Annotated in this window: 18 protein-coding genes; 10 read left to right on the top strand and 8 right to left on the bottom strand. The window is 60.5% G+C overall.

Going from position 1 to position 19756, the window contains the following annotated elements:
* Window positions 1–25 precede the first annotated feature (25 nt).
* The 3 genes from lpxD to VWY75_RS17335 are packed head-to-tail and all read left to right on the top strand — an operon-like array spanning window position 26 to window position 2639.
* Window positions 26–1099 carry a UDP-3-O-(3-hydroxymyristoyl)glucosamine N-acyltransferase gene (gene lpxD / locus VWY75_RS17345; protein WP_416538758.1) on the top strand — a complete coding sequence of 358 codons (1074 nt, stop codon included), beginning with the start codon at window positions 26–28 and terminating at the stop codon, window positions 1097–1099.
* Between the two features lie 48 nt (window positions 1100–1147).
* Window positions 1148–1402 (top strand): acyl carrier protein, encoded by a 255-nt coding sequence (locus VWY75_RS17340; protein WP_416538757.1) that lies wholly within the window; start codon window positions 1148–1150, stop codon window positions 1400–1402.
* Between the two features lie 28 nt (window positions 1403–1430).
* Window positions 1431–2639, top strand: coding sequence for a beta-ketoacyl-[acyl-carrier-protein] synthase family protein (locus VWY75_RS17335; RefSeq protein ID WP_416538756.1), 1209 nt, complete (start codon window positions 1431–1433; stop codon window positions 2637–2639).
* A gap of 103 nt (window positions 2640–2742) precedes the next feature.
* Here VWY75_RS17335 and VWY75_RS17330 read toward each other — a convergent pair whose 3' ends face one another.
* Complete coding sequence (locus VWY75_RS17330; protein WP_416534925.1) at window positions 2743–3387, bottom strand: invasion associated locus B family protein; 645 nt, start codon at window positions 3385–3387, stop codon at window positions 2743–2745.
* A gap of 544 nt (window positions 3388–3931) precedes the next feature.
* Between VWY75_RS17330 and VWY75_RS17325 the strand changes: the two genes are divergently transcribed.
* Window positions 3932–5476, top strand: coding sequence for a helicase HerA-like domain-containing protein (locus VWY75_RS17325; protein ID WP_416538755.1), 1545 nt, complete (start codon window positions 3932–3934; stop codon window positions 5474–5476).
* Window positions 5477–5587: 111 nt separating this feature from the next.
* Here the strand turns inward: VWY75_RS17325 and VWY75_RS17320 are convergent, their stop codons facing one another.
* The 5 genes from VWY75_RS17320 to VWY75_RS17300 all read right to left on the bottom strand — a co-directional run bounded on the left by VWY75_RS17320 (window position 5588) and on the right by VWY75_RS17300 (window position 10829).
* Window positions 5588–6910, bottom strand: coding sequence for a branched-chain amino acid ABC transporter permease (locus VWY75_RS17320; RefSeq protein ID WP_416538754.1), 1323 nt, complete (start codon window positions 6908–6910; stop codon window positions 5588–5590).
* Window positions 6907–7917, bottom strand: coding sequence for a branched-chain amino acid ABC transporter permease (locus tag VWY75_RS17315; protein ID WP_416538753.1), 1011 nt, complete (start codon window positions 7915–7917; stop codon window positions 6907–6909). Before VWY75_RS17315 ends, VWY75_RS17320 begins: the two co-directional genes overlap by 4 nt.
* 3 nt (window positions 7918–7920) lie before the next feature.
* Window positions 7921–8751, bottom strand: coding sequence for an ABC transporter ATP-binding protein (locus VWY75_RS17310; protein WP_340545587.1), 831 nt, complete (start codon window positions 8749–8751; stop codon window positions 7921–7923).
* Entirely contained in the window at window positions 8748–9536 is a 789-nt protein-coding gene (locus tag VWY75_RS17305; RefSeq protein WP_340545586.1) for an ABC transporter ATP-binding protein, read from the bottom strand. The genes VWY75_RS17310 and VWY75_RS17305 overlap by 4 nt, the downstream gene beginning before the upstream one ends.
* Before the next feature lie 99 nt (window positions 9537–9635).
* Window positions 9636–10829, bottom strand: coding sequence for an ABC transporter substrate-binding protein (locus VWY75_RS17300; protein WP_416534929.1), 1194 nt, complete (start codon window positions 10827–10829; stop codon window positions 9636–9638).
* Between the two features lie 486 nt (window positions 10830–11315).
* Here VWY75_RS17300 and VWY75_RS17295 point away from each other — a divergent pair, with 486 nt between their 5' ends.
* On the top strand, window positions 11316–12422 hold the full coding sequence (locus VWY75_RS17295; RefSeq protein WP_416538752.1) for a PQQ-dependent sugar dehydrogenase: 1107 nt from the start codon (window positions 11316–11318) through the stop codon (window positions 12420–12422).
* Between the two features lie 60 nt (window positions 12423–12482).
* On the opposite strand, the gene VWY75_RS17290 is transcribed toward VWY75_RS17295, so the two are convergent.
* Window positions 12483–13487, bottom strand: coding sequence for a GlxA family transcriptional regulator (locus VWY75_RS17290; RefSeq protein WP_416539164.1), 1005 nt, complete (start codon window positions 13485–13487; stop codon window positions 12483–12485).
* A 181-nt stretch (window positions 13488–13668) separates the two neighbouring features.
* Here VWY75_RS17290 and VWY75_RS17285 point away from each other — a divergent pair, with 181 nt between their 5' ends.
* On the top strand, window positions 13669–15039 hold the full coding sequence (locus tag VWY75_RS17285) for a class II 3-deoxy-7-phosphoheptulonate synthase (protein ID WP_416534932.1): 1371 nt from the start codon (window positions 13669–13671) through the stop codon (window positions 15037–15039).
* Between the two features lie 303 nt (window positions 15040–15342).
* Here VWY75_RS17285 and VWY75_RS17280 read toward each other — a convergent pair whose 3' ends face one another.
* Window positions 15343–16176, bottom strand: a complete 834-nt coding sequence (locus tag VWY75_RS17280) for a PAS domain-containing protein (RefSeq protein ID WP_416538751.1) — start codon at window positions 16174–16176, stop codon at window positions 15343–15345.
* 245 nt (window positions 16177–16421) lie between these two features.
* On the opposite strand from VWY75_RS17280, the gene VWY75_RS17275 reads away from it, so the two are divergent.
* Genes VWY75_RS17275 through VWY75_RS17260 form a run of 4 tightly spaced genes read left to right on the top strand, consistent with a single transcriptional unit; the run spans window position 16422 to window position 19709 of the window.
* Window positions 16422–17318 carry a YicC/YloC family endoribonuclease gene (locus VWY75_RS17275; RefSeq protein WP_340545581.1) on the top strand — a complete coding sequence of 299 codons (897 nt, stop codon included), beginning with the start codon at window positions 16422–16424 and terminating at the stop codon, window positions 17316–17318.
* Between the two features lie 46 nt (window positions 17319–17364).
* Window positions 17365–18006, top strand: coding sequence for a guanylate kinase (gene gmk, locus VWY75_RS17270; protein ID WP_416534934.1), 642 nt, complete (start codon window positions 17365–17367; stop codon window positions 18004–18006).
* A complete protein-coding gene (locus VWY75_RS17265) occupies window positions 18003–18524 on the top strand; it encodes a gamma carbonic anhydrase family protein (protein WP_416538750.1) in 522 nt (173 codons plus the stop codon). The genes gmk and VWY75_RS17265 overlap by 4 nt, the downstream gene beginning before the upstream one ends.
* 27 nt (window positions 18525–18551) lie before the next feature.
* Window positions 18552–19709, top strand: a complete 1158-nt coding sequence (locus VWY75_RS17260) for a trans-sulfuration enzyme family protein (RefSeq protein WP_416539163.1) — start codon at window positions 18552–18554, stop codon at window positions 19707–19709.
* The last annotated feature ends 47 nt before the right edge of the window (window positions 19710–19756 follow it).

Here is a 19756-nt window from a genome sequence, read left to right as displayed (position 1 = left end):
AGGCAACAGACCGGAAGGGCCCGACATGTTTACAGTCCGCGAAATCGCCGCCTCTCTTCAGGCAGAGGCCGCAGGAGATCTGGACCTGGTGGTGCAGCGCGCCGCTGAACCGCAGGATGCAGGCCCCGATGATCTGGCCATGGCCATGGCCCCGAAATACGCCGAAACCCTGAACGAAGGCAGCGCCCGCGTCGGATTGGTCTGGGAGGGCGCCGACTGGCAGGCGATGGGGCTGAAGGCCGCCATCTTTGCCCCGCGCCCGCGCCTCGCGATGGGCGGTGTGACCCGGCTGCTGGACCAGGGACAGGGCTTTGGCGATGAAATTCACCCCAGCGCTGTGATCGACCCCTCCGCAGAACTGGGCGAGAATGTCTCCGTCGGCCCTCTGGCGGTGATCGCCGCGGGTGCGCGGATCGGCGCAGGGTCAGTGATTGGCCCGCAGTGCTACATCGGGGCGGATGTCACCATCGGCACCGAGGCGCAGCTGCGCGAAGCTGTCAGCATTGGCGCCCGTGCCACCATCGGTGATCGCTTTCGCGCCCAGCCCGGCGCACGGATTGGCGGCGACGGGTTTTCCTATGTGACACCGGAGGTCTCCGGCGTGGAAACCGCGCGCAAAACCATGGGCGATCAAGGCGATAGCAAGGCGCAGAGCTGGCTGCGGATCCATTCGCTCGGCGCAGTCGAGATTGGCGATGACGTCGAACTCGGCACCAATTGCACCATTGATAATGGCACCATCCGCAACACCGTGATCGGCAGCGGCAGCAAGCTCGATAACCTCGTTCATATTGGCCATAACACCCGCGTCGGTCGGGACTGTCTGCTTTGTGGTCAGACCGGGATTTCAGGCTCAGTCGATATTGGCAACAACGTGGTTCTGGGCGGTCAGACCGGGGTTGCCGACAATATCTTTATCGGTGACGGGGTGATTGCCGGGGGTGGAACCAAGATCTTGTCAAACGTGCCCGCAGGCCGTGTGGTGATGGGCTATCCCGCTGTCAAAATGGAGACACATACCGAGATGTATAAGGGGCAGCGGCGTCTTGGCCGTCTGATGCGCGACATCGAGGCGCTGAAGAAGGCGGTTTTCAAATAACGGCGCACCACTTACATGACGCAAAATACCACTGATCAGGGATCCCTCATGAGCACGCAGGCCAAGGTCATCGCCATCATCGCCGAACAGGCTGTGCTGGAACCATCGGATGTGACACTCGACAGCACATTGGAAGACCTCGGTATCGATAGCCTTGGCCTTGTCGAGAGTATCTTTGCCATTGAGGAAGAGTTCGACATCACCATCCCCTTCAACGCAAATGAACCGGACAAGAGTGATTTCGACATCTCCAATGTCGCTGCGATCATCGTCGGCATTGACAAGCTGATCGCCGAAAAATAACGATGTTCAGCGGGGTTGGAGGCACAAGATGAACCGGGTTGTCATCACTGGCATGGGGACAATCAACGCCCTTGGCCATACGGTGGCCGATACGCTGGCCTCAATGGCCGAAGGTCGCTGTGGCATCGGAGAGCTCGATTTTCGCGACGTTGACCGCCTGTCGATCCGCATCGGCGGACAGGTGCGCGGGTTTGAGGCCGAGGGCCGGTTCAACCGGCAACAGATGAGCCTTTATGATCGTTTCACCCAATTCACGCTGACCGCCGCAAAAGAGGCGATTGAGCAGTCGGGGCTGGAGTTTCACGGCGAGCTGTCTCAGAAATCCGGCGTGGTGCTTGGGACGGCCGGCGGCGGGGTCTCGACATGGGACGACAATTATCGCTCGGTTTACGAGGACGGCAAAAACCGGGTCCACCCCTTTGTCGTGCCCAAGCTTATGAACAATGCCGCAGCCAGCCATGTCTCGATGGAACATAATCTGAAGGGGCCGAGCTTTACCGTCTCGACAGCCTGCGCCTCTTCAAATCATGCCATGGCCCAGGCGTTTCAGATGGTCCGCTCCGGGATGGCTCCGGTGATGGTCACCGGTGGATCTGAATCGATGCTCTGCTTTGGCGGGGTCAAAGCCTGGGAAGGACTGCGGGTCATGTCACGGGATGCCTGCCGCCCTTTCAGTGCCAACCGCAACGGCATGGTGCAGGGCGAGGGGGCCGGGATCTTCGTTTTTGAAAACTATGATCACGCCCGCGCCCGCGGCGCCGATATCATCTGCGAGGTCATCGGCTTTGCCATGTCCTCGGATGCGGCAGATATCGTCATGCCCAGCAAACAGGGCGCCGCGCGCGCCATTGCCGGCGCGCTGCAGGACGCAAAGGTCAACCCCGAGGACGTCGGCTACGTCAACGCCCATGGCACCGGAACCGCCGCCAACGACAAAACGGAATGCGCGGCCGTGGCGGATGTCTTTGGGCCCCATGCGGATAATCTGATGATGTCCTCGACCAAATCCATGCACGGCCATCTGATCGGCGGCACCGGAGCGGTCGAACTGCTGGCCTGCATCATGGCGTTGCGTGACGGTATCGTGGCGCCAACCATCGGTTATGAGGAACCTGATCCGGAATGCGCGCTGGACGTGGTTCCGAATGAGGCACGGCAGGCCAATGTGACCGTCGCCCTCAGCAATGCCTTTGCCTTTGGCGGGCTGAACGCGGTGCTTGCTCTGCGCAAGATCTGAGCGATCGCCAGCCGCAGAGCCGAAAAAAACCGCCGCATCCTGATCCAGGGTGCGGCGGTGATCGTTTTCTGGACAGCGGCTTTCTGTTTGCCACACCGGATGTTTATTGCTTCACAACGTCCACGACATTGTAACCGGCAGTAAATCCGCTGAGCGACAGCTCCATATTGATCACCTGATCCGGCGCTGGTGCGGGCCGCAGGCTCAGCGTGGCGATCTTGCCCTTTTTGAACGCGGCGATATCGGTCTCGGTCAGCCCGATCTGGGCGACGCAGCCCATTGGGCTACAGAAGGAATAATTATACCGCTTGCCGGGGGCGCCATCGATGGAAATGGTCAGCGCGGCCGGCAGCAAGGTTTCAAGCGGCACGATCACCGTCGCACCGGCGACAGCCTGGCTGCCTTCCTGATCAATCCGGAACAGCGAAAACTCCGCCATCGGATTGCCGCTGTCGTCGGACATGATCTGCAACAGCGAACAGGGATCGGTTTCTTCCTCGGTCTTGACGCAGGCCAGATCCCAATCGCCATGGGTTTCTTTGGAATAGCGCTGCCCCAGCTTGGGGCCATCCTGTACGGGCTGGCCAAGATCCAGAACCTCGTCGGCTTTTGGTGCCTCCGTGGCTGCGGCATCTGCGGCGGGCTGGCTCTCTTCGGTCTCGGCCGCCCCGGCGGTCTCCTGCGCCATCAGCGGCAGCGGCAGCGCCATCAGCGCGGCCAGGGTCATCGGGGTCAGGGACTTGATCATGATTGCCTCATCTATCCTGTGGTGTCGGATTCGATGTAGCATGGCCGAACCCCGGTGTCAGGCCAATAACCATGTTTGCCCGCTTCACTGGCGGGGAATTGACCGGATCGCGCGTCACGACTGGAAGCGCTTGGAACAAAACAAAAAAGGGAGCAGAACTGCCCCCTTTTTCGTATTTTTTCTCCCCGTCGGACTGGCCGACTTAGTTATTGGGAGGACGTTACGAAAGGGTCGGCCATCGGTCAACATGGAAAGAGAAAAAAATGTCGCAGTTGGTGGAATAATTGACGCCTACGCCCATAGCGCGCGCAATATGCACAAAACACCTGCCCGCAAGGCGCAGCTGATCGCCACGGGCCGGCCGCGAGCGCAAAAAAAGGCCGTGCCCGAAGCACGGCCCAGTCTGACAGGGAGGAAATGTCCGCCGACACAACCGCATGATGGTCGACGGGCAATTATCACTCTCGCATTCAAAGGTTAATTTTGTATTTTCATTTGAGACCGATCGCATTTTTCGTGGGATCACAACAGTCAGGGGCAGATCATGCAGGACAAACTCTTTATCGGCGGCGGTGGCGAAGCCTATGCCGATCCACAGGCGCTGGCGTTGAAATATGCCAATCGTCACGGGTTGATCGCCGGAGCAACCGGCACGGGCAAGACGGTCACGCTACAGATCCTCGCAGAGAGTTTCTCCAATGCCGGCGTGCCGGTAATCCTGTCGGATGTGAAGGGCGATCTGTCCGGCCTGGCGAAATCCGGCAGCGCCGACCATAAGCTACATGATGCCTTTACCAGCCGGGCGACCAAGATCGGCTTTGACGACTACCGCTACCATGCCTGCCCGGTCACCTTCTGGGATCTCTACGGTGAGCAGGGGCATCCGGTCAGGACGACCGTGGCCGAGATGGGGCCATTGCTGCTGGCGCGGCTGTTGGAACTGAGCGAGGCACAGGAGGGCATCCTGAACATCGCCTTCCGTCTCGCGGATGAGGAAGGTCTGGCGCTGCTGGACCTGAAGGATCTACAGGCGCTGCTGGTCTGGGTGGGTGAAAACCGCGCGCAGCTATCGCTGCGCTACGGCAATGTCTCCACAGCCTCAATCGGGGCAATCCAGCGGCGGCTGCTGGTGCTGGAGAACCAGGGCGGGGCGCAGCTCTTTGGCGAGCCGGCCCTGGCGCTGAGCGACCTGATGCGCGGCACCGCTGACGGGCGTGGCATGGTCAATATCCTCGCCGCTGACAAACTGATGGCGGCGCCGGGACTATACGCAACATTCCTGCTCTGGCTGCTGAGCGAGCTGTTCGAGGAGCTGCCAGAGGTTGGCGATCCTGAAAAGCCCCGGCTGGTGTTTTTCTTCGACGAGGCGCATCTGCTGTTCGACGACGCTCCCAAGGCGCTCATAGACAAGGTGGAACAGGTGGCGCGTCTGATCCGTTCCAAAGGGGTCGGGATCTATTTTATCACCCAGAACCCGGCTGACGTGCCGGAAGACATCCTTGGCCAGCTTGGCAACCGCATCCAGCACGCACTGAGAGCGTTCACCGCGCGCGACCGGAAAAACCTGCGCATGGCGGCCGAAACCTACCGTGAGAATCCACGGTTCTCCACCGAGGAGGCGATCCGCGAGGTCGGCGTCGGTGAGGCGGTTACCTCGATGTTGCAGGAAAAAGGTGTCCCCGGCGTTGTTGAGCGCACGCTGATCCGCCCGCCCAGTTCTCAACTCGGCCCGATCACCGCTGAGGACCGCAGAGCAATCTTGCAGAGCTCGGACATGGCCGGGAAATATGACCAGACCACCGACCGGCGGTCCGCCTATGAAATCCTGGCGGAACGCGCCGCAAAAGCCGCCGCCGAGGCTGAGGCCGCAGAAGATTACGCCGAGGCGGCACCCGAACCGATGGCACGCGAATATAACGCCGGGCGGCGCTATTCTGGCAGCCGGATCAGCCGGTCCTCCGCGCGGCGGGTAAAACCACGCGACAGTTTTGCCTCAGCCATGTCCGAGGCGGTCATCAAGGAATTGAAAGGCACCACCGGTCGACGGCTTGTGCGCGGCATCCTCGGTGGTCTGTTCAAGGGGCGGTGAGCAGGCCCGACCTGCCAGAGCAAAACAAAACGCCGCCCGGGGAGCATATCCACGGGCGGCGTTTCGCGTTTCCATAGGTCCGATTGTCAGACCGGTCGCGGATCTGCGACCTCAGCGCTCGGGGATCAGGCCACGGGGGCTGAAACGCAGCACCAGCAGCAGGATCAGCCCCATGGTCAGCAGACGCATATGCGACGCGCTTTCCAGCAGATGAACCTTCAGCGCATTGGTGTCGGCCATGCCTGCGGTCAGGGTCTCGATCAGCAGGATGCCCATCGGCTCAACCTTGATCCACAGGAACCAGATCAGCAGACCTCCCAGCACCGCGCCAAAGTTATTGCCGGACCCGCCGACAATCACCATCACCCAGATCAAAAAGGTGAAGCGCAAGGGATTATACGTGCCCGGCGTCAGCTGGCTGTCGAGCGTGGTCATCATAGCCCCGGCAATGCCACAGATCGCAGAGCCAAGGATGAAGATTTGCAGATGGCGGCGGGTCACATCCTTGCCCATCGCCTCAGCTGCCACCTCATTGTCGCGAATGGCGCGCATCATCCGGCCCCAGGGGCTCTTCAATGCCATCTGCGCCATCCACAGCAGCACCAGCAGCACGACGGTGAACAGCAGCGAGTAGCCCAGCTTGACATAGAGCGTGGAGGCCAGAACCGGATCCAGACCATACTCCGCCGCCTTGGCGACAAACTCCGCATCATTCTGCAGATCGACCTCATAGGGCAGGGGCCGGGGCAGGCCGACGACGTTTTTCACGCCGCGCGACAGCCAGTCCTCGTTCTTCAGCACCGAGATGATGATCTCGGCAATGCCAAGCGTCGCAATCGCCAGATAATCAGACCGCAGACCGAGGGCCGTCTTGCCAATCAGCCAGGCAACGCCAGCCGCCAGCAGACCGCCCGCAGGCCAGGCCAGAAGCACCGGCAGACCCAGCCCGCCTAGGTTGCCCTCCAGCGCCGGGTTGATCGCCTCGACCCCGGCAACCGCCGGATCGAAGATTGCGCGATACACCACAAAGCCGAGGATCAGCACCGCCAGCAGCACCGCAATACGCAGCTTACCGGCAGGCACCATCCGCATGGTTGCAACGGCCGCGACCAGCGTCATCGCCCCCATGGCCAGTGCCATGATGATCCCGACACCGCCCTGGCTCCACGCGCCCGGTGTTGGCGCGGTAGAGACCAGCACAACGGCCAGACCACCAAGCGCCACAAAGCCCATGATGCCGACATTGAACAAACCGGCAAAGCCCCACTGAAGATTGACGCCAATCGCCATGATCGCAGAGACCAACCCCATGTTGAGGATCACCAGAGCCGAGTTCCAGGATCCGGAGAAAAACAGAAAGTTCGTGCTGCCCTCAAGCAGGATCAGAATGCCAACAAACAGAAACAGCAGGGAGGTTTTGACTGTCTCGCTCATACCACTTTTCCTTTGAAAAGGCCCGTGGGCTTGAACAGAAGCACGACCACAAGGATCGCAAAGGACACGGCGAATTTGTAATCCGTGCTCAGAAGCTGGACGAGGCCATCAGGCTCGAACGACTCCGGAACGACGTAGGTCAGCACTTTCTTCCAGGCATAGGTGATGGTCACCTCGGAGAACGCGATGATGAACCCACCAGCGATGGCCCCGACCGGGCTGCCCAGACCACCAACGATAGCGGCGGCAAAGATCGGCAGCAGCAGCTGGAAATAGGTGAAGGGTTTGAAAGATTTGTCCAAACCATAAAGCACGCCGGCAATGGTCGCGAGGGTCGCAACGATCAGCCAGGTATACATCACCACCCGCTCCGGGTTGATGCCCGAGAGCAGCGCCAGATCTTCGTTGTCGGAATAGGCGCGCATGGATTTACCGGTGCGGGTCTTGTTCAGGAACCAAAACAGCAGCGCGACAACCACCACTGCGGTGATCACGGTGATGCCTTGCGTGGTCTTGATCGCCAGCCCCTCACTCAGGCCGGTCATCGCCTTGAAATCCCGCGCGGAAATCAGAAAGCGTTCGCCGTCAGCAAACCGCTGATCGCCCGGCCCGATGACAAATCGCACAAGGCCATTCATCATGAACATAACGCCCAGCGACACCATGACAAAAATCACCGGCTTGGCTTTCTGTGTCCGGTAGAACCGATAAACGGTGCGGTCGGTGACCAGCATCAGAAGCATACAGCTCACGATGCCAAGCGGCAGCGCCAGCAGCGCAGTTGGCAGCGGGCCAAAGCTGATGCCCATCGACTGCAACCACCAGGTCACGATGATGGTCACCATCGTGCCAAAGGCCATAGTGTCGCCATGGGCAAAATTCGAAAACCGCAGCACCGAATAAATCAGCGTCACACCCAGCGCACCAAGCGCCAGTTGACTGCCGTAAGCGATTGCCGGAACCCCGACAAAATTTGTAAGCGCCACAAGGGCGTTGAGGAAGTCCATCTCTTAGCCCCCAAGGAAAGATTTGCGCACTTCGGGATCGGCGAGCAGCTCTTGGCCGGTGCCGGTGTAGGCATTGCGGCCCTGTACCAGAACGTAACCTTTGTCCGCGATCTCAAGCGCTTGTTTGGCGTTTTGTTCGACCATCAGGATCGGCAGGCCGGTGCGGGCCACCTCGATGATACGGTCGAACAGCTCGTCCATGACGATGGGCGACACACCTGCTGTCGGCTCGTCCAGCATCAGAACCTTCGGCTTGGTCATCAGCGCGCGGCCAACGGCCACCTGCTGGCGCTGACCCCCGGAGAGTTCGCCCGCCGGCTGGTTACGTTTTTCACGCAGGATCGGAAACAGCTCATAGACCTGCTCCATGGTATCGCGGAAATCATCGGTGCGGATGAAAGCACCCATTTCCAGGTTTTCCTCAACCGTCATCGAGGTGAAGATATTGCTGGTCTGGGGCACAAACCCCATGCCCTTGATCACCCGGTCCTGGGGGGTCAGCAGGGTGATATCCTCGCCGTCCAGACGCACGGCACCTGCGCGGACATCGAGCATCCCGAACACAGCTTTCATCGCGGTGGATTTCCCGGCACCATTGGGGCCAACGATAACGGCGATCTCGCCCTTATCGACGGCAATGGTGCAGTCGTGCAGGATATCCGGCCCTTTGCCGTAGCCGCCGGTCATCGTGTCACCGATCAGAAAGGGACCACCGTCCACCTTGCGTGTGGGGCCGCTTTTGCTGTGGGCAGGCTGCATCGTTCCGACACCATGCGGATTGGTGATCGAGGCATCACGATTGCCGTGATCGTTCTGGTAGGGATTGTCGCTCATGCTCCAGCCTCCAGTTTATCTTTGTTTTTCAGGCCGGTGCCAAGATAGGCTTCGATCACCTGCTCGTTGGCCTTGATCTGATCCAGCGTGCCTTCAGCCAGTTTCTTGCCCTCGGCCATGCAGATAACCGGGTCGCAGAGGCGCCCGATGAACTCCATGTCGTGCTCGATCACGACGAAGGTATAGCCGCGCTCCTCGTTGAGGCGCTTGATGGCATCGGCAATGGTATAGAGCAGGGTCCGGTTCACACCTGCGCCCACCTCATCGAGGAAGACGATCTTGGCGTCCACCATCATGGTGCGGCCCAGCTCAAGAAGTTTCTTCTGCCCGCCCGAGACCTGACCGGCCTTCAGATCGGCGATATGGCTGATGGTCAGGAATTCCAGAACCTCATCTGCCTTGGCCCGCAGCGCGCGTTCCTCATCCGCGATGCGCTTGCGGCCGAACCAGGTGTTCCACAGCGTCTCACCCGACTGCGCACTTGGCACCATCATCAGGTTCTCGCGGCAGGTCATCGACGCAAATTCATGCGCGATCTGGAACGTCCGCAGCAGCCCCTTGTGGAACAGCTCATGCGGCGGCAGGCCGGTGATGTCCTCACCGTCCATGGTGACCCGGCCAGAGGTCGGTTCAAGCACGCCTGCAATCACGTTGAAAAGAGTGGTTTTTCCGGCGCCGTTTGGCCCGATCAAACCGGTTATGGAGCCCTTAGCGATTTCCAGCGACGCGCCATCAACCGCATGGAACCCGCCGAAGTGCTTGTGCAAGTCCTCGACGACGATCATGTCATTTCATCCCCCACCGTCTTTTTGACGGCTTTTGAATTTGGAACAGCCCGGGCAAAACCCGGGCTGATCAACTTGGTTCGATCCGATTTTACGGGATCAGCGGAATTTCACGGTGGCGTTGGCGCCGTCCTTGACTTCGATCTCGCGGTAGGAGCCTGCGCTCTCACCGGGGCCGATCAGTTCTACGCCAGTCGCACCCTCATAGTCGATGTCGCCGCCATTCGCGAGGATTTCCAGGGCCTTGCCCAGCTCGCCGGGGTTGATCTTCTCACCGGGCGCATTGGCTACTTCAAGGATCTTGGAGCCATAGTCGGCCGGATCCTTGGAGTTTGCGGCCTGCATTGCCAGCATGAATAGCGCGGCAGCGTCATAGCTCTCCGGGGAATAGGCGGAGGTGCCGTCGAAACCTGCGGCTTTGGCCAGCTCAGCATAGATCGCCGCACCTTCGCTGTCGGAACCGGCAATCTGGCCAAAGGAGCCATCAAGATCCGGGCCGATGTTCTTGGGCAGGGTGTCACCGATCATGCCACCGGGCAGACCGAAGGTGTCATAGGCACCGGAGTCGAGCGAGGCCTGAATGATGCCCAGGCCGCCCTGATCCAGGTAGCCGGCAACAACCAGAATATCGCCGCCAGCGGACGCCAGTGCGGCGACTTCTGCGGAATAGTCGCCCTTGCCGTCTTCATGCGCGGTCACGATGGTGACTTCACCGCCGACTTCCTCAAAGGAGGTTTTGATCGCGTCGGCCAGACCTTTGCCGTAGTCGTTGTTGGTATAGGTCAGGGCGATGGAGTTGACGCCGCGCTCTTTCAGCACTTCGGCCATCACCTGGCCTTCGCGGGCATCGGAGGGCGAGGTGCGGAAGAACAGGTCGTTGTCTTCCATGGTCGACAGGCCGGGCGAGGTGGCCGACGGCGAGATCATCACCATGCCGTTCGGGATCGCGACGTTCTGCAGGATCGCGCCGGTCACGCCGGAGCAGTCACCGCCGATGATGCCGTTGACACCGTCAGCAACCAGCTTCTCGCCGTTTGCCGTCGCCAGACCATTGTCGATACAGCCGGTGTCCGCGCGCACCGGAATGACAGTCGCCGCATCAAGCAGCTTGCCGGATTTGGTCACTTCCTCCATCGCCAGCTCAGCGCCGGAACCCATGGCCGGGGCGAGGGATTCGATCGGCCCGGTAAAGCCGAGAAGCACACCCAGCTTCACTTCCTTGGCGTGGCCACCCGCAAACGCAGTGCCAGCAGTCAGGGCAGCGGCGGCTGTCGCCATCATCATTTTTTTCATTTTTGTGAACTCCCATTTGTTGGAACATATTTGTTCAAATCGGACCCTAGGCAAGCGTGGTAAAAAAGGGAAGTCCTCTAGCGCCAACATGTCGCAGGTTTTTTCGCCCCGGTTACGGAGAATGGAATGTTCCCAATGGGGTAGATGACCCAACGGCCGCTCGCCCCTTGGGCATCGGGGATCAGCGCACCGCAGCGCTCGTCGCAAGTCGCCAGATCCGCGTCGCATTTCATGCCGGGCGGCGCAAAAGCTGGCCAAATAGAAAATTCGCGCTAAATTCGGTCGAATAGCATGAATATGAGCCATTGGACCGCTCCCCCCAGGGTCTGATCACGGAATTGCGCAGGAGGCGTCATGCATATGGGGAGGTCTGTTATTAGAGTGCTCCAAGTCAACCCATCGTGTCAGGCGATGCGACCCCGGCGACGGCAATCGTCGGCTTGTCAACCGGAAAGATCGACCAGCCAGACGCGACAGATCCCGCCGATGCTGGCATCCCTGGCACAGCGCTTTATCGCATTAACCCTGCTGGCCACCGTTGGCACCGCGGTCTCGGCACAGACGCTGAGCAGCGATCACGGAGTGTTGAAGATAGAGCGGATGGCCCACGGGCTGGATATCCCATGGGCTTTTGATTTCCTGCCTGATGGCTCGGTGCTGATCACTGAAAAAGACGGTGACCTGTTGCACCTGGCGGCGGGCCGTCTGACCCGCGTCAAAGGCACTCCGAAAGTGCTCGATCAGGGGCAGGGCGGGCTGCTGGACGTGTTGATCCCGCGCAATTTTGACAGAACCCGGCGGATATATCTCTCTTATTCGAAACGGCTTGGAAGAGGCTCTGCCACAGCGGTGGCCACCGGGCAGCTCGCCCGGCGCAACACCCAGCTTGAGGGGCTGCGGGACATCTTCGTCGCCGCGCCACCCGCCGACAGTGGGCGCCATTTCGGATCGCGGCTGACAGAAGGGCCTGACGGAACTCTCTATGTCACTCTGGGTGATCGCGGCGACCGGCCATCGGCCCAATCCCTCACCTCACATCAGGGCAGCATTCTGCGTTTGAACCCCGACGGATCCGTCCCGCGCGACAACCCCTTTACCAAACAGAAAGGGGCGCAGCCGGAAATCTGGTCCTATGGGCATCGCAACCCCCAGGGACTGACCTTTGCCGCCAATGGCCAGCTCTGGTCTGTTGAGCATGGCGCCCGTGGCGGGGATGAGGTCAATCTGATCGAGAAAGGCGCAAATTACGGCTGGCCGGTCATCGCCTACGGCCGGCATTATTCAGGGCTGAAAATCGGCGAAGGGACCACAAAGCCGGGCCTGAAGCAGCCGGCCCACTATTGGGACCCCTCGATGGCGCCCTCAAACCTGCTGGTGTATTCCGGCAGCATGTGGCCGGACTGGCGCGGTGATATCTTTGTCGGCTCGCTCAAGTTCGGCTATATCGCGCGGCTCTCCGGGCAACCACTGGCGGAGGTTGAGCAGATCAGGGGCGATGAGACAGGACGCATCCGGGACCTGCGCGAGGCCCCGGACGGTAGCATCTGGTTCCTGTCCGAGACCAATGGCGCGCTCTACCGCCTGTCGCGCTGAACCGGCGCGAACCGGACCCCGGGCCGATCCGGCATAGGCCTGATCCGACAGGGGCGCGGGTCACAACGTCGGCGGGGCCGATTTGCTGCCGCGTTCGCGATAAGGCGTCGTGTCGTAATGCGCCCGGTAGCATTTGGAGAAATGCGAAGGTGATGCAAACCCGCAGGCAAGCGCCACATTGATCACACTCATATCGGTCTGCATCAACAGGTTGCGCGCCTTCTGCAACCGCAGTTCCATATAATAGCGTTTGGGAGATCGGTTGAGATAGCGACGGAACAGCCGCTCCAGCTGGCGGGTCGACATGCCGACATTCTGCGCCAGAATCGAGGGGCTGATCGGCTCCTCGATATTGGCTTCCATCATCTGGATCACCATCGACAATTTGGGGTGGCGCACCCCGATCCGGGTCGGGATCGACAGGCGCTGCGTGTCCTGATCGGTCCGAATCGATGAATAGATGAGCTGATCGGCCACCGAATTGGCGATATCCTCGCCGTGATCATTGGCAATCAGCTTCAGCATCAGGTCGATGGAGGAGGTGCCGCCGGCTGTCGACATCCGGTTGCCGTCGATGACAAAGACCGATTTGGTCAGCTCGACCTCGTCAAACTCCTCGTTGAAACTGTCGGCATTCTCCCAGTGAATCGTGGCACGTCTGCCATCCAGCAGGCCCGCGCGCGCCAGCGCATATGACGCCGTGCACAGCCCGCCGACCTTCAACCCCTTGCGCGCTTCGCGACGCAGCCACGACAGCAGTTTTTTTGTGGTGGCTTCCTGCACCGAAATACCGGAGCACAACAGAATTGTGTCATCGCGCTGGAGCTCGATCAGGTCGTCATCCACCTGAAAGGATGTTCCGGCCGAACAGCTGACCGTGCCGCCGCCTTCGGCCAAGAGCATCCAGGTGTAGGCCTCGCGGCCAATCATCCGGTTGGCAATTCGCAGACATTCCAGCGCCGAGGCAAAAGACAGCATCGTAAAACTGTCAAGCAAAACAAAGGCATAACGCCGGGATTGGGGCCCTTTGGTCGGGCTTGGTGTTGGCTTGCTCTGCGTCTGCATGGCCAGCGTCCTCATTCAATATTTCTGTTCTTCGCAAGGGCGGATTTTGCGAAATTCGGGCACCGTGTTCATAGCTTCGCGGTGTCGTCAAGACTTTGCAAATCTAAACTGGTCAGCCGGAGTGTGATTTCGTATAGATGGCGTTCGTTAACTTTGAGACCTCTTATGCGGAGACACAGCTATGAGTGAGTGGCAAAAATCGACCTGGCGCCAAAAGCCGCGGGTGCAAATGCCAGAATATACCAACGCCGACGCGCTGTCGGCTGTTGAGGCTCAGCTGTCAAAATATCCGCCGCTGGTATTTGCCGGTGAGGCGCGACGGCTGAAACAACACCTCGGCGCGGCCGGCCGGGGCGAGGCATTCCTGCTTCAGGGCGGCGACTGCGCCGAAAGCTTCGACCAGTTCAGCGCCGATGCGATCCGCGATACCTTCAAGGTGATGTTGCAGATGGCGATGGTGCTAACATACGGCGCCAAGGTTCCGGTGATCAAGGTCGGGCGCATGGCGGGCCAGTTCGCCAAACCCCGCAGCGCACCGACAGAGACCGTGAATGGCGTCGAGCTGCCCAGCTACCGCGGTGACATCATCAACGATCTGGCCTTCACCGAGGCCTCCCGCGTGCCGGACCCGCAGCGGATGCTACAGGCCTATACTCAGGCCGCCGCGACGCTGAACCTGATCCGGGCGTTCTCAACCGGCGGTTATGCCGATGTGAACCAGGTCCACGCCTGGACGCTGGGCTTTACCGAGGGCGAGAAGGCCGAAAGCTATCGTGAAATGGCGAATCGCATCACCGATACGCTCGACTTCATGAAGGCGGCCGGCATCAACAATGATACCGCGCACACCTTGCAGTCGGTTGACTTCTACACCAGCCACGAAGGTTTGCTGCTGGAGTATGAAGAGGCGCTGACCCGTCTGGACTCGACCTCCGGCAAATGGCTGGCTGGCTCCGGCCACATGCTGTGGATCGGCGACCGGACCCGTCAACCGGATGGCGCACACGTGGAATTCTGCAGCGGCGTGCTGAACCCGATTGGTCTGAAATGTGGTCCGACCACAACGGCCGAGGATCTGAAGGTTCTGATGGCCAAGCTGAACCCGGAGAATGAGGAAGGTCGTCTGACCCTGATCGCACGCTTTGGCGCAGGCAAAGCCGGCGAACACCTGCCACGCCTGATCAAGGCGGTTCAGGAAGAGGGCGCCAAGGTGACCTGGGTCTGCGACCCGATGCACGGCAACACCATCAAATCCTCCACCGGCTACAAGACCCGCCCGTTTGAGAGCGTCCTGCGCGAGGTTCGCGACTTCTTTGCGATCCACACCGCAGAGGGCACCATCCCGGGCGGCGTGCATTTCGAGATGACCGGTCAGGACGTCACCGAATGCACCGGCGGCGTGCGCGCCGTCACCGATGAGGATCTCAGCGACCGTTATCACACGGCCTGCGACCCGCGCCTGAACGCCAGCCAATCGCTCGAACTGGCCTTCCTCGTTGCGGAAGAAGTCTCGCAGCTGCGCGCCCGCACCGCGGAGCGTCAAGCCGGCTGATCACCCACAGATCCACCCTGATCATCAGGATGGCACCTAGCAATGGACCCTCACCCATCCGGGTGAGGGTCTTTTTATTCAAAGGGTTGGGAGAAGTTTCTGATGCACCTTAGCCAGAGTTTCGGCAGCGATCCGCAAGGCGCCACCAGCCCCGTGGGCGCAGTACCTTGAACATGGCGACAGGGTCGTTTGCGCATCTGACAAAAGGGAAACGCCCCGGACCTTCTGTCGCGGGGCGTCTGCTTTCTAGCTATGTCCAGTAGCGCGAAAGTATCTCGGGAATATGCTGTGCCGTCTCAGGCCTCAGTCTTTGCTGACCACCAGTCGCAGGTGGCTGCCGCGCTTCTTGGCGGGCTGTTTTTCGGCCTTTGGTGCCACGTCCTTCGCGCTCGACATCTGGCGGCTGCGCTCAATCAGCGAACGCGCTTCCGTCATCACGCTCGGCTCTGCCTCAAACCGCGCCTGGGTCTCGGCAAACCCCGGATTGGGTGTGTTGACGTCCTGCGGTTTACGCTGGGGTGCGATCGGATCAGCGGCGCGTGGCTTGGCCTTAAAGGGGGTGTCGCCCTTATGGCTGACCTGACGGATCTTTGTTTCGGTGATGGAGAACCGCTGTGACGTACCGGTCGGGTTGCCTTCGGAGATGAAAACACCCAGCGCACGGCTGATGTCGCCCAGATCGCTGCGCAGCGGCAGCAGCAGCATCCGCGCCTCACGTGCACCGCGCAGACGGTTGTTTTCGGTCTGAAGCGTCAGTTCGATGATGGCGGGCGTGTCGAACATGGTTTCCATTGCCGCGCTCATCTGTTTGCGCGCCTCCGGTGTGAAGAAAGCGGTGATCGGCATGCCGCGCACTTCCATGCCAGCCATTTCATTCACCCGCTGTCCGGCCAGACGGAACCGGGCGATACCGGGCGCGATCCGTTCCAGAATAAAGGTCTGGGGCAGGATGTTCTCCAGCCCGCGCGGGTCAATCTGCGACCGGCTGGGAATGTCATCACCCCGGCGCAGGGCGGTCCAATAGGCCTCCGCCTGACGCATGGGCGACAGCGATCCCGCAGCACGGAACCGGTCCATTGCCACAACCTTAGTTTGACCATCGGTCTGATCGTTATCTTTGCGGCCGCCAAAAAACATCGCTGTCATCCTCGCTGGATCCGGCTGGGTCATGCGCCAAGCTAAAGTTGGTTGCCTAACGATTAATGCCGAATTGGTTATCCTGAAGTTAACATGCCACAATCTTATTCAATTTTGGACTACTTCTTTAATCAATGGTTAACACTTTAGGATAGGACCGCGCGCTTATGGACTTGTCGGCTGCCCGTTTGTAAACCTTTGACCACGCAAAACTGCGCCTTGGGCGCCTCGGAGGGCAGCAGGACATGACCATCCATTCAATGACGAGCTTTGCAGCGGGACAGGGCAGCATCGGCGCCCATAGCTGGTCGTGCGAATTGCGCTCGGTCAACGCCAAGGGGCTGGATCTGCGGCTGCGCATTCCGGACTGGCTGGAGGGGCTTGAGACCAACCTGCGTGGCCAATTGAGCAAGGCGCTGTCGCGCGGCAACGTCTCCATGACCCTGCGCATCAGCCGCAGCGAAGCCGCCGCAAGCGCGCTTGAGATCAACCAGCCGGCGCTGGCATCGCTATTGCAGGCGATTGCCGAGGTGGAGCGTCAGGCCGATGCGGCGGGCATCGTGCTGGCACAGACCACGGCGGCCGATCTTCTGGCGCAGCGCGGCGTGTTGGAGCAGGCCAGCAGTGCCGATGATCCCGCCCCGATCGTGGCGGCACTGAGCGCAGATTTCGCCGCAATCCTGTCCGACTTTGTTAACATGCGCGCCAGCGAGGGCGCCGCGCTGAAGACCGTGCTAATGGACCAACTGGACCAGATCAGCACGCTGCGCGATGAGGCCGCACGCCGCGCCGAGGCGCGCAAGGATGAGGTTGCCGCAAACCTGCGGACCAATCTTGCGCGGGTTCTGGACAACAGCGACGGCGTCGATGAAACCCGTCTGGCGCAGGAACTGGCGCTTCTGGCGGTAAAATCCGACGTCACCGAAGAATTGGACCGGCTCACCGCCCATGTTGCGGCAGCGCGTGACCTTCTGGCCAAGGGCGGGGCGGTCGGGCGCAAACTGGATTTCCTGATGCAGGAATTCAACCGCGAGGCCAACACACTCTGCGCAAAAGCGCAGAACAGCGATCTGACGGCGGTCGGGCTTGAGCTGAAGGCGGTGATCGACCAGATGCGCGAGCAGGTCCAGAACATCGAATAACGACACAGAATAACAACAACGTCATAAGACATAAGGAGAGCACGCCATGGCAGATCGGCGCGGCCTGTTGATCATCCTTTCTTCGCCCTCGGGGGCCGGGAAATCCACATTGGCAAAACGACTGCGGTCCTGGGATCCCAGCATCGAATTCTCCGTCTCCGCCACCACGCGCAACCCGCGCCCGGGCGAGGTGGATGGGCAGGACTATCATTTTATCACCACCGATGCCTTTAAAACTGCGGTGAGCGAAGGCGACATGCTGGAACACGCTCATGTGTTCGGCAATTTCTACGGCTCGCCCAAGGGGCCGGTAAAGGCGGCGATTGATAGCGGGCGCGACGTGCTTTTTGATATCGACTGGCAGGGCGCCCAGCAGATCCGCAACTCGGATCTGGGCCAGCACACGCTGTCGATCTTCCTGCTGCCCCCCTCGATCTTGGAGTTGCGCCGACGTCTGGAAAGCCGGGCGCAGGACGATGCCGCTACGATCACCCGCCGGATGGAGAAAAGCTGGGACGAGATCAGCCACTGGGGCAGCTATGACCACGTGCTGATCAACGATGACCTCGACGCGACCGAGACACAGCTGAAGACAATTATCACCGCCACCCGCCTGCGCCGGATCCAGCAGCCGCATCTGATGGACCATGTGCGCGGCCTGCAAAGCGAATTTGAGGAGCTGTCATGACCATCTATGCCCTGGGCGACAAGACCCCGAACATCCACGCCGACACCTGGGTCGCGCCCGACGCCAACCTGATTGGCCTTGTGGTGCTGGAGGAGGGGGCCTCGGTCTGGTTTGGCACCACCATCCGGGCCGATCACGAAGAGATCCGTATCGGTCGCGGCTCCAACGTGCAGGAAAACTGCGTCATGCACATTGACGCAGGCTACCCGCTGACCATTGGTGAAAACTGCACCATCGGCCACAAGGTGATGCTGCATGGCTGCACCATTGGCGACAACTCCCTGATCGGAATGGGTGCGACCATTCTGAACGGTGCCAGAATCGGCAAGAACTGCCTGATCGGTGCGGGCGCCCTGATCACAGAGAATAAAGAAATCCCAGATAACTCTCTGGTCATGGGCGCACCCGGCAAGATTGTCCGGGATGTTGACGAGGCTCTGGTGCAGTCGCTGCGCCAGAGCGCTGAGCACTACCAGGAAAACATGCGTCGTTTTCGCAACGAACTGACAGAGGTCTGACACGTGAGAAATTCCAAAGGGTCGCTGATGCGGCCAGATCCCTTGCCCTTCAGCGCGAGCCATCCGGTTGTGACACCGCTCAGCCCGTCGGTGGTCTATGCCAGCGAAACGCCAGATGCGCTTGATGACCAGTACGAAGGGCGGGTGCACGGCTATACCTACTCCCGCGAAGGCCATCCCAATGCCGATGTGGTCTCCAAGCGGCTGGATGCGATGGAAGGTATGCCCGGCGGTGTCGTGACCGGCTCCGGCATGGCGGCGGTTTCGGCCGTTCTGCTGGGCCTGCTGAAAACCGGCGATCACGTGATTGGCGGCAATCAGCTCTATGGGCGGTCGATGCGCCTGATGGCCGAGGATCTGCCGCGTCTGGGCATTGAAACCACTTTGGCCAATCCCGGTGATGTGGCCGCAGTGGAGGCCGCGATCCGCCCCGAAACCAAGATGATCCTGGTCGAGGCGGTGTCAAACCCGACGCTTGCCGTCGCCGATATCGACGGGCTGGCCCAGCTCTGCAAGGATCGCGATATTCTCTTGGTGGTGGACAATACCTTTACCACGCCGCGGGGCTTTCGTCCCTTTGACCACGGCGCCGATATCGTCATCCATTCAATCACCAAGCTGCTGGCCGGCCATTCCGATGTGATGCTCGGTTATGTCGTGGCCAAGGATCCTGAGATCAACACCCGTCTCAGCGTCTATGTGGTGACCACCGGCATGACGCCCAGCCCGTTCGACTGCTGGCTCGCCGAACGCGGTATGCTCTCGTTCGAGCTGCGGTTTGAACGCGCGCAGGCCACGGCGGTGACGCTGGCGGACCATCTGGCCGGGCTGCCGGGGGTGAAGCGGGTGATCTACCCGACCCGCAAGGATCATCCCGATCACGAGCGCGCAATGGCGCTGTTGGAGGGCAGGGGCTGCAATATGGTCAGCTTCGAGCTTGAGGGCGGGCGCGCTGCCGCCAATGCCTTTACCCGGGCGGCAGATGGGCTGAACTTTGCCCCGACCCTTGGCGATGTGGGCACAACGCTGTCGCATCCGGCCTCTTCCTCGCACCGCGCCCTCAGCGCGGAGGATCGCGCCAAACTGGGGCTGAGCGAAGGGTTCTTCCGCGTCTCGGTCGGGCTTGAGGATCCGGCAACGCTCTGCGCTGTCTTCACCGAAGCGGTCGCGGCTGCCATGTCATAGTTACAATTGATTTGTAACACGGCCGGCACAGCTAAAACGCGAGGGGC

The sequence above is a fragment of the Phaeobacter sp. JH20_08 genome (assembly GCF_048056635.1).
In the GTDB taxonomy this organism is placed as follows: domain Bacteria; phylum Pseudomonadota; class Alphaproteobacteria; order Rhodobacterales; family Rhodobacteraceae; genus Phaeobacter; species Phaeobacter bryozoorum.
The sequence above is the reverse complement of the archived record's forward strand: the minus strand, read 5'-3'. Positions and strand labels throughout refer to the sequence as shown.

Coding starts and splice junctions, on each gene's coding strand:
- lpxD (WP_416538758.1), top strand. CDS start 26: ATGTTTACAGTCCGCGAAATCGCCGCCTCTCTTCAGGCAGAGGCCGCA.
- VWY75_RS17340 (WP_416538757.1), top strand. CDS start 1,148: ATGAGCACGCAGGCCAAGGTCATCGCCATCATCGCCGAACAGGCTGTG.
- VWY75_RS17335 (WP_416538756.1), top strand. CDS start 1,431: ATGAACCGGGTTGTCATCACTGGCATGGGGACAATCAACGCCCTTGGC.
- VWY75_RS17330 (WP_416534925.1), bottom strand. CDS start 3,387: ATGATCAAGTCCCTGACCCCGATGACCCTGGCCGCGCTGATGGCGCTG.
- VWY75_RS17325 (WP_416538755.1), top strand. CDS start 3,932: ATGCAGGACAAACTCTTTATCGGCGGCGGTGGCGAAGCCTATGCCGAT.
- VWY75_RS17320 (WP_416538754.1), bottom strand. CDS start 6,910: ATGAGCGAGACAGTCAAAACCTCCCTGCTGTTTCTGTTTGTTGGCATT.
- VWY75_RS17315 (WP_416538753.1), bottom strand. CDS start 7,917: ATGGACTTCCTCAACGCCCTTGTGGCGCTTACAAATTTTGTCGGGGTT.
- VWY75_RS17310 (WP_340545587.1), bottom strand. CDS start 8,751: ATGAGCGACAATCCCTACCAGAACGATCACGGCAATCGTGATGCCTCG.
- VWY75_RS17305 (WP_340545586.1), bottom strand. CDS start 9,536: ATGATCGTCGTCGAGGACTTGCACAAGCACTTCGGCGGGTTCCATGCG.
- VWY75_RS17300 (WP_416534929.1), bottom strand. CDS start 10,829: ATGAAAAAAATGATGATGGCGACAGCCGCCGCTGCCCTGACTGCTGGC.
- VWY75_RS17295 (WP_416538752.1), top strand. CDS start 11,316: ATGCTGGCATCCCTGGCACAGCGCTTTATCGCATTAACCCTGCTGGCC.
- VWY75_RS17290 (WP_416539164.1), bottom strand. CDS start 13,487: ATGCAGACGCAGAGCAAGCCAACACCAAGCCCGACCAAAGGGCCCCAA.
- VWY75_RS17285 (WP_416534932.1), top strand. CDS start 13,669: ATGAGTGAGTGGCAAAAATCGACCTGGCGCCAAAAGCCGCGGGTGCAA.
- VWY75_RS17280 (WP_416538751.1), bottom strand. CDS start 16,176: ATGTTTTTTGGCGGCCGCAAAGATAACGATCAGACCGATGGTCAAACT.
- VWY75_RS17275 (WP_340545581.1), top strand. CDS start 16,422: ATGACCATCCATTCAATGACGAGCTTTGCAGCGGGACAGGGCAGCATC.
- gmk (WP_416534934.1), top strand. CDS start 17,365: ATGGCAGATCGGCGCGGCCTGTTGATCATCCTTTCTTCGCCCTCGGGG.
- VWY75_RS17265 (WP_416538750.1), top strand. CDS start 18,003: ATGACCATCTATGCCCTGGGCGACAAGACCCCGAACATCCACGCCGAC.
- VWY75_RS17260 (WP_416539163.1), top strand. CDS start 18,552: ATGCGGCCAGATCCCTTGCCCTTCAGCGCGAGCCATCCGGTTGTGACA.